At 69.8% G+C, this 6,867-nt stretch carries 8 protein-coding genes and 1 pseudogene; 3 read left to right on the top strand and 6 right to left on the bottom strand.

Features of this window, described 5'->3' with window-relative positions:
- Positions 1–399, top strand: a pseudogene (locus WBP48_RS00200) (hypothetical protein); the annotation flags it as partial.
- Positions 400–403: 4 nt separating this feature from the next.
- Positions 404–1,345 (top strand): Ppx/GppA phosphatase family protein, encoded by a 942-nt coding sequence (locus WBP48_RS00195; RefSeq protein WP_424434309.1) that lies wholly within the window; start codon positions 404–406, stop codon positions 1,343–1,345.
- Between the two features lie 248 nt (positions 1,346–1,593).
- Here WBP48_RS00195 and WBP48_RS00190 read toward each other — a convergent pair whose 3' ends face one another.
- From WBP48_RS00190 to galU, 5 genes are all read right to left on the bottom strand, one after another.
- Positions 1,594–2,070: a hypothetical protein gene (locus tag WBP48_RS00190; RefSeq protein WP_424434306.1), complete on the bottom strand. Its 477-nt coding sequence runs from the start codon at positions 2,068–2,070 to the stop codon at positions 1,594–1,596.
- A gap of 137 nt (positions 2,071–2,207) precedes the next feature.
- The gene (gene glmM, locus WBP48_RS00185) at positions 2,208–3,551 is read right to left on the bottom strand and encodes a phosphoglucosamine mutase (RefSeq protein WP_424434303.1); all 1,344 of its coding nucleotides are present in this window, start codon (positions 3,549–3,551) and stop codon (positions 2,208–2,210) included.
- 6 nt (positions 3,552–3,557) lie between these two features.
- Entirely contained in the window at positions 3,558–4,043 is a 486-nt protein-coding gene (gene rpsI / locus WBP48_RS00180) for a 30S ribosomal protein S9 (RefSeq protein ID WP_424434300.1), read from the bottom strand.
- 40 nt (positions 4,044–4,083) lie between these two features.
- On the bottom strand, positions 4,084–4,530 hold the full coding sequence (gene rplM / locus WBP48_RS00175) for a 50S ribosomal protein L13 (RefSeq protein ID WP_424434297.1): 447 nt from the start codon (positions 4,528–4,530) through the stop codon (positions 4,084–4,086).
- Positions 4,531–4,786: 256 nt separating this feature from the next.
- Positions 4,787–5,674, bottom strand: a complete 888-nt coding sequence (galU, locus tag WBP48_RS00170; protein WP_424434294.1) for a UTP--glucose-1-phosphate uridylyltransferase GalU — start codon at positions 5,672–5,674, stop codon at positions 4,787–4,789.
- Between the two features lie 108 nt (positions 5,675–5,782).
- Between galU and WBP48_RS00165 the strand changes: the two genes are divergently transcribed.
- Positions 5,783–6,382, top strand: coding sequence for a low molecular weight phosphatase family protein (locus WBP48_RS00165; RefSeq protein ID WP_424434291.1), 600 nt, complete (start codon positions 5,783–5,785; stop codon positions 6,380–6,382).
- A gap of 57 nt (positions 6,383–6,439) precedes the next feature.
- Here WBP48_RS00165 and WBP48_RS00160 read toward each other — a convergent pair.
- Positions 6,440–6,867: RES domain-containing protein (locus WBP48_RS00160; RefSeq protein WP_424434288.1), on the bottom strand; the 428-nt coding region annotated here is incomplete at its 5' end.

Below are 6,867 nucleotides of genomic sequence, written 5' to 3'. Positions count from 1 at the left end.
GTCCTGCTGTCCATGCGCCTGCGCGTCGCCCTGCTCGCGGTCGGCGGGGCCGCGGTGCTGTGCGGCGCGGGCCTGTTCGTGTTCGCCGACGTCGCGGACGCCTTCTGGGCCTGGCCGCTGACGCCGTTGACCGCGCGCGTGACCGGCGCCGTGCTGTCACTGCCCGGCGTGGTCGCCGCCGGGCTGGTTCGCGACCTGCGGTGGAGCGCTTTCCGTGTGCTCCTGCAGGCGCAGCTGGTGAGCCTCGTGGCGATCGCCGTCTCGTTCGCGCTCGGACGGGCGGACCTGCGGTGGGAGCGCCCGGTGACGTGGCTGATGGTCGCGCTCGTCGTCGGCGCGCTCGCCCTGTACGCCGCCGTGACGATCCGTTACGAACGCGCCGCGCGCCGGGTACGCTGAGCGGGTGCGCCTCGGAGTCCTCGACATCGGTTCGAACACGGTCCATCTGCTCGTCGCCGACGTCCGTCCCGGCGGCCGTCCGCTTGCGGCGACCAGCCAGCGCACCGTCCTGCGGCTCATGCGCTATCTCGAGCCGGACGGCTCGATCAGCGAGACCGGCGTGCAGGCGCTGGTCGATGCCGTGACTCAGGCCCGCGAGACCGCTCAGGCCGAGAACGTCGCAGAGCTCCTCGCGACCGCGACGAGCGCCGTGCGCGAGGCGGCCAACGGGGCCGAGGTGATCGCCCGCATCGAGGCGGCTCTCGGGCAGGAGCTGCAGGTGCTCGGCGGCGAGTCCGAGGCACGGTTCACCTTCCTCGCGGTGCGTCGCTGGTTCGGCTGGTCGGCCGGTCAGATCCTGCTGTTCGACATCGGCGGCGGCTCGCTGGAGCTCGCGGCCGGTTCGGACGAGCTGCCCGTCGCCGCGGCCTCGGTGCCGCTCGGCGCGGGCCGGACGACGGTCGAGTTCATGCCCCTCGATCCCCCCGGCGAGGACGCCGTCGAAGAGTTGCGGGCCCACGCCCGCGCGACGCTGGCGCCCGTCGTCGAGCTCATGGCGGACCAGCCCGCACCGAACCACGTCGTCGGCTCGTCGAAGGCCATCCGTTCGCTCGCCAAGCTCGCCGGGTATCCCGTGCCGGGCTGGAGCGGCAGCGAGCGGATGCTGCTGCCGCGCGCCGCGCTGGGGTCGTGGATTCCGCGGCTCGCTCGGCTCCCGGCATCCGCCCGGCAGGAACTGCCGGGGATCACGGCGGACCGCACGTTCCAGATCGTCGGGGCGGCGGTCGTGCTCCACACCGCGATGACCGCGCTCGACGTCGACGAACTCGAGGTGAGCCCGTGGGCGCTGCGCGAGGGCGTGCTGCTGCGCTACATCGAATCGCTCAGCTGGAAAGAGCCCGGTTAGCAGGTCGGGTGGTGATTGTGCCCGCCGGTTCGTTTCCCGCTGGATGGTCACATCTTGATGCTCCCAGAGCATCAAGATGTGACCATTGCCAGCCGACAGCCACCGGGGCCACCACGAGGCAGAGACGGTCCGAGCCCAATCCGACGATGCCGTCACCCGGTCTCGTCCGTGCAGGATGAGCTCGAGCTGACGAACCAGGGCGCGCAGACTGAACCACTAGCACCAGCGGAGCAGACGACGCCCCGCGGTCATTCGTCCTGCGGTTCGCCCCACATCCGGCGCGTGACGGCCGCGACATCGCGGTCGAGGTGCCCGATCCGGGCGTCGACGGTGTCGAATCGCGCGTTCATCTCGCCGCGCAGCGACTGCATCTCACCCCGCAACGACATCATCTCGCCCCGGAACGACTGCATCTCACCACGCATGCCCGCGAACTCACCGCGCAGCCCGTCGATCTGGCCCTGCAGGTCACCGCGCAAGCCGTCGATCTGGCCCTGCAGATCACCGCGCAACCCGTCGATCTGACCCTGCAGGTCACCGCGCAACCCGTCGATCCGACCCTGCAGATCACCACGCAACCCGTCGATGCGACCGTTGACTTCGCCGCGGAGACCGCCGATCGAGGCGGTCAGGGTGCGGTTGATGAGCGTCGTCATGAGTGTCATGCCGCCGAGCATGATGGTCGTGAAGACGCCGAGCATCGCCCATGTCTGGGGCTCCGTCATGATCTCCACCTCCTCAGTATGACCGGGCGGGAACGCCGCGACCAGGCTGACACGGACAGGCCGCCCTCGTGTTGCCGAAAGTCGCGATCTGTGGAGAACTCCCGGTACGCGGTGCCTGTGGAGAGCAGGCTTTCGCGTCAGCCGCGCACCACGAGAGCGAGCTCGTCGGCGACGCGGTGGGCCTCGGCCTCCGATGCCGCCTCGACCATGACGCGCACCATCGGCTCGGTGCCCGAGGGACGCAGCAGCACCCGGCCGGCGTCGCCGAGGGCAGCGGATGCCGTGGCCACGGCATCCGTCACGTCGAGATCGGTCGCCCGCGAGCGCTCGACGCCCCGCACGTTGACGAGCACCTGCGGGAACACCGTCATGATCGAGGCGAGGTCGGCGAGCGACCGTCCGGTGCGGGCCATCTCGGCGCACAGGTGCAGCCCGGTGAGCACGCCGTCGCCGGTCGTGGCGAAGCGGCTCATGATGACGTGGCCGCTCTGCTCGCCGCCGAGCGAGAACCCGCCCTCGTTCATGCGCTCGAGCACGTAGCGGTCGCCGACGGCGGTCGTCTCGACGCGGATGCCGTGGGCGGCCATCGCCCGGTGCAGCCCGAGATTGCTCATGACGGTGGCCACGAGCGTGTCGCCCTTGAGGCGCCCCGCGCGCTTCATCGCGACCGCGAGGATCGCCATGATCTGGTCGCCGTCGACGACGGTGCCGTTCGCGTCGACCGCGAGGCAGCGGTCGGCGTCGCCGTCGTGGGCGATGCCGACGTCGGCTCCGACGCGGACGACCTCGGCCGACAGCCGCTCGAGGTGCGTCGACCCGTAGCCGTCGTTGATGTTGATGCCGTCCGGATCGGCCCCGATCAGGGTGACTTTGGCGCCGGCGTTGCGGAACGTCTCGGGCGAGACCCCGGATGCCGCGCCGTGCGCGCAGTCGAGCACGACGTGCAGGCCGTCGAGCCGATACGGCAGCGAGGCGAGGAGGTGGATCGCGTAGCGGTCCTCGGCATCCGCGAATCGGATCACGCGACCGACGTCGCGACCGGTCGGGCGCAGTTTCTCCCCCGACATCGCCTCTTCGATACGCCGCTCGACGACGTCGGGAAGTTTGACGCCGCCGCGCGCGAAGATCTTGATGCCGTTGTCGGGGGCGGGATTGTGGGATGCCGAGATCATCACGCCGAAGTCGGCGTCGATGTCTCCGATCAAGTACGCCGCCGCAGGAGTGGGGAGCGTGCCCGCGTCGAGCACATCGACGCCGGAAGAGGCGAGGCCCGCCTCGACGGCCGCGGAGAGGAACTCGCCCGAGATGCGGGGGTCACGCGCGACGACGGCGGTGAGCCGGCGGCCGGCGGCCTTGCGCGCCTCGGCGATACGCCCCTGGCCCAGAACGACGGCGGTCGCCTGGGCCAGGGTGAGTGCCAGATCGGCGGTGAGGGGGCCGTTGGCCAGACCCCGCACACCGTCCGTTCCGAACAGCGCCATGGAGGTTTAGCGCTTCGAGTACTGCGGAGCCTTACGCGCCTTCTTGAGACCGGCCTTCTTGCGCTCCTTGACGCGCGCGTCGCGGGAGAGGAAGCCGGCCTTCTTGAGGGTCGGGCGGTTGTTCTCGGCGTCGATCTCGTTGAGCGCGCGCGCGATGCCCAGGCGCAGCGCACCGGCCTGGCCCGAGGGGCCGCCGCCGGAGATGCGGGCGATCACGTCGTAGGCGCCGGCGAGGTCGAGCACCGTGAACGGGTCGTTGATGAGCTGCTGGTGCAGCTTGTTCGGGAAGTAGTCCTCGAGGGCGCGGCCGTTCACCGTGATGGTGCCGGAGCCGGGGACCAGGCGCACGCGGGCGATGGCCTGCTTGCGACGGCCGACGGCGGCGCCGGGGACGGAGAGCACCGGGCGCGGGGCCGCGGCGGTCTCGACGGGCGTGCTCTCGGTGGTGTAGGACTCGGGAGCCTGGTCGATGGAGTCAGCGATCTTCGCCATGAGTTGTCCTTAGTGTGAAGACGGAGTGTGAAGGCGGCGCTTACTGAGCGACCTGGTCGAAGGTGTACGGGGTGGGCTGCTGGGCCGCGTGCGGGTGCTCGGCACCGGCGTAGACCTTGAGCTTGGTCAGCTGCTGGCGGCCCAGGCTGTTCTTGGGGAGCATGCCGCGCACGGCCTTCTCCACGGCGCGGACCGGGTTGCGCTCCAGGAGTTCGGCGTAGCTGGTGGCGGTGAGGCCTCCCGGGTAGCCGGAGTGGCGGTAGGCCATCTTCTTCTGGAGCTTCTGACCGGTCAGGGCCACCTTGTCGGCGTTGACGACCACGACGAAGTCGCCGGTGTCGATGTGGTTCGCGAAGGTGGGCTTGTGCTTGCCGCGGAGGATCGCGGCGGCGTGCGAGGCGAGGCGTCCGAGGACGACGTCGGTCGCGTCGATGACGACCCACTCACGGGTCACTTCACCGGCCTTGGGTGTGTAGGTGCGCGTCACAGTAGTGCTGCTTTCTCGATTCGAACGGAGAGGTTCGTGAATCCCGCTCCGGGGTGGTTCGGCTTCTCGCGGTGATCGAGTGCCGCAGCGCAGCTGCGGTGTATCGAGGTCACACGAGATCGCACGAACACGCCAGTGGAGGGCTCACGTTCGCGGTGGCCGCAGCAGGGCGGACGCACCAAAGAGATAGTCTACGTCATCCGGATGCCGAGGCCAAACCAGCGCGCGGAAGCTCACTCCGGGGTCACAGCCAGGGTCACAGCCCCGAGGCGAGCTCCTTGATCCAGGTGCGCAGGTCGGGACCCAGGTCTTCGCGATCGACGGCGAGCTGGACGATCGCCTTGATGTAGTCGACGCGGTCGCCGGTGTCGTAGCGCCGACCGCGGAAGATCAGGCCGTACACCCCGGGGCCGTCGGCATCCGCCGCCAGTTCTTGCAGCGCGTCGGTCAGCTGGATCTCGCCGCCCTTGCCGGGGGTCGTGCGCTCGAGGACTTCGAACACGTCGGGCGTCAGGACGTACCGGCCGATGATCGCGAGACGTGACGGCGCGTCCTCGGCGCGTGGCTTCTCGACCAGCCCGTCGACTTTCACGACGTCGTCGTCGCCGGTCTCGGTCACCGTCGCGATGCCGTACAGGTGCACGTTCTCGGGAGCGACCTCCATGAGCGCGATGACACTGGCTCCGGTGCGCTCGTGCACGGCGAGCATGGCCGGGAGCAGCGGGTCGCGTTCGTCGATGAGGTCGTCGCCGAGCATGACGACGAACGCGTTGTCGCCGACGTGACGCTTCGCGCGCAGCACCGCGTGCCCGAGTCCCTTCGGCTCGCCCTGCCGAGTGAGGTGGATGTCGGCCAGCTGCGACGAGTGGGCTACCTTGCCGAGCTTGGTGTGGTCGCCCTTGGTCGAAAGCGCGCTCTCCAGTTCGGGAACCGAGTCGAAGTGATTGCCGATGCTCGCCTTGTTGCGTCCGACGATGATGAGAACGTCGCGGATGCCGGCGTCGACGGCTTCTTCGACGACGTACTGGATCGCGGGTTTGTCCACGACCGGCAGCATCTCTTTCGGCATGGCCTTGGTGGCGGGCAGGAACCGGGTGCCGAGACCGGCGGCGGGGATGACGGCTTTGTAGGTCGGGTGTGACACAGACGCTCACGCTACCCCGGCGGCACAGCCATACCCAACACGACACGACCGGAGGAAACCGCTCACGTAGCATCGAGTAACACCACACATCCGGGAAGAGCACCAGTCATGTTCGAGATCCTCACCGTCTGCACCGGCAACATCTGCCGCTCGCCGCTGGCCGAGGTGTTGCTGCGCACACGGCTGGAGCCGCTGGGCGCCACGGTGCACAGCGCCGGCACGCAGGGGCTCGACAACGCGCCGATGACTCCCGAGGCGTTGCGGCTCGCGGTCGAGCTCGGCGCCGACGAGACGTTCGCCAGGGCGCACCGTTCGCGCTACATGACCGAGCAGTACCTGCGCTCCCCCGACCTGATCCTCGCGATGAGCCGCGAGCACCGACGCCGCATCGTCGAGTTCGCACCGTCGCGCCTGCGGTCGACGTTCACCCTCCGCGAGTTCGCGCGGCTCGCCGCCGACACTCCCGATGACACGATCATGACCGCGGCCGGCGCCGCCGGCGACGAGGCCTCACCGCGTGTGCGCGCCGCAGTCGCGGCCGTGGCCGGCATGCGCGGCATGAGCGCTCCCCCGGCCGACCCCGCCGACGACGACGTGATCGACCCGTATCGGCGCTCCTGGAACACCTATCAACTGTCCGCGTCGCAACTGGCACCCGCGATCGACCAGGTCGTCCGCGTCGCCACCCTCGCCGTCGCCGACCGCTGAGGACGTGCGGACGTCATCCCTCTGCTTCGTCACGGCGTCGCGCACTCACGCGGTGGATCAAGATGTGCGGACGGCGGGCCACGCGAGTTCACGTGCGGACGAGGCGTTGAGCAGCGACAGCGGACGCGTCGGAACCCAGCCGACCAGTTCTTGCTGGCCGCTGAGACCGATGACCCGCCGACTTTGGAACGACTCGGCGACGACAGTTGTCACATCGCTCCCGGCGTACGAGACGCCGAAGCCGACGTGGTCGCCGAGCGGCAGGGGATGCGGATCCCAGCGCATCGACGGCAGCGGTCCGTACTCGCGAAGCTCGTCCCATGCGGACGGGTGCGCGCCCGCGACGCGATGAATGCGCCACAGCGCCGCGGTGAAGGAGACGACGTCGTCCGGCGCGAATGTCAACGGCGCCGGAGGGCGCCGCGGGTTCTTCGCGCGTACGCGCGGGGGGCTCACGCGTACGAAAGCGCCGCCACGTACCGGGC

This window comes from Microbacterium sp. (genome assembly GCF_049661145.1).
Taxonomy (GTDB): Bacteria; Actinomycetota; Actinomycetes; order Actinomycetales; family Microbacteriaceae; genus Microbacterium.
The sequence above is the reverse complement of the archived record's forward strand: the minus strand, read 5'-3'. Positions and strand labels throughout refer to the sequence as shown.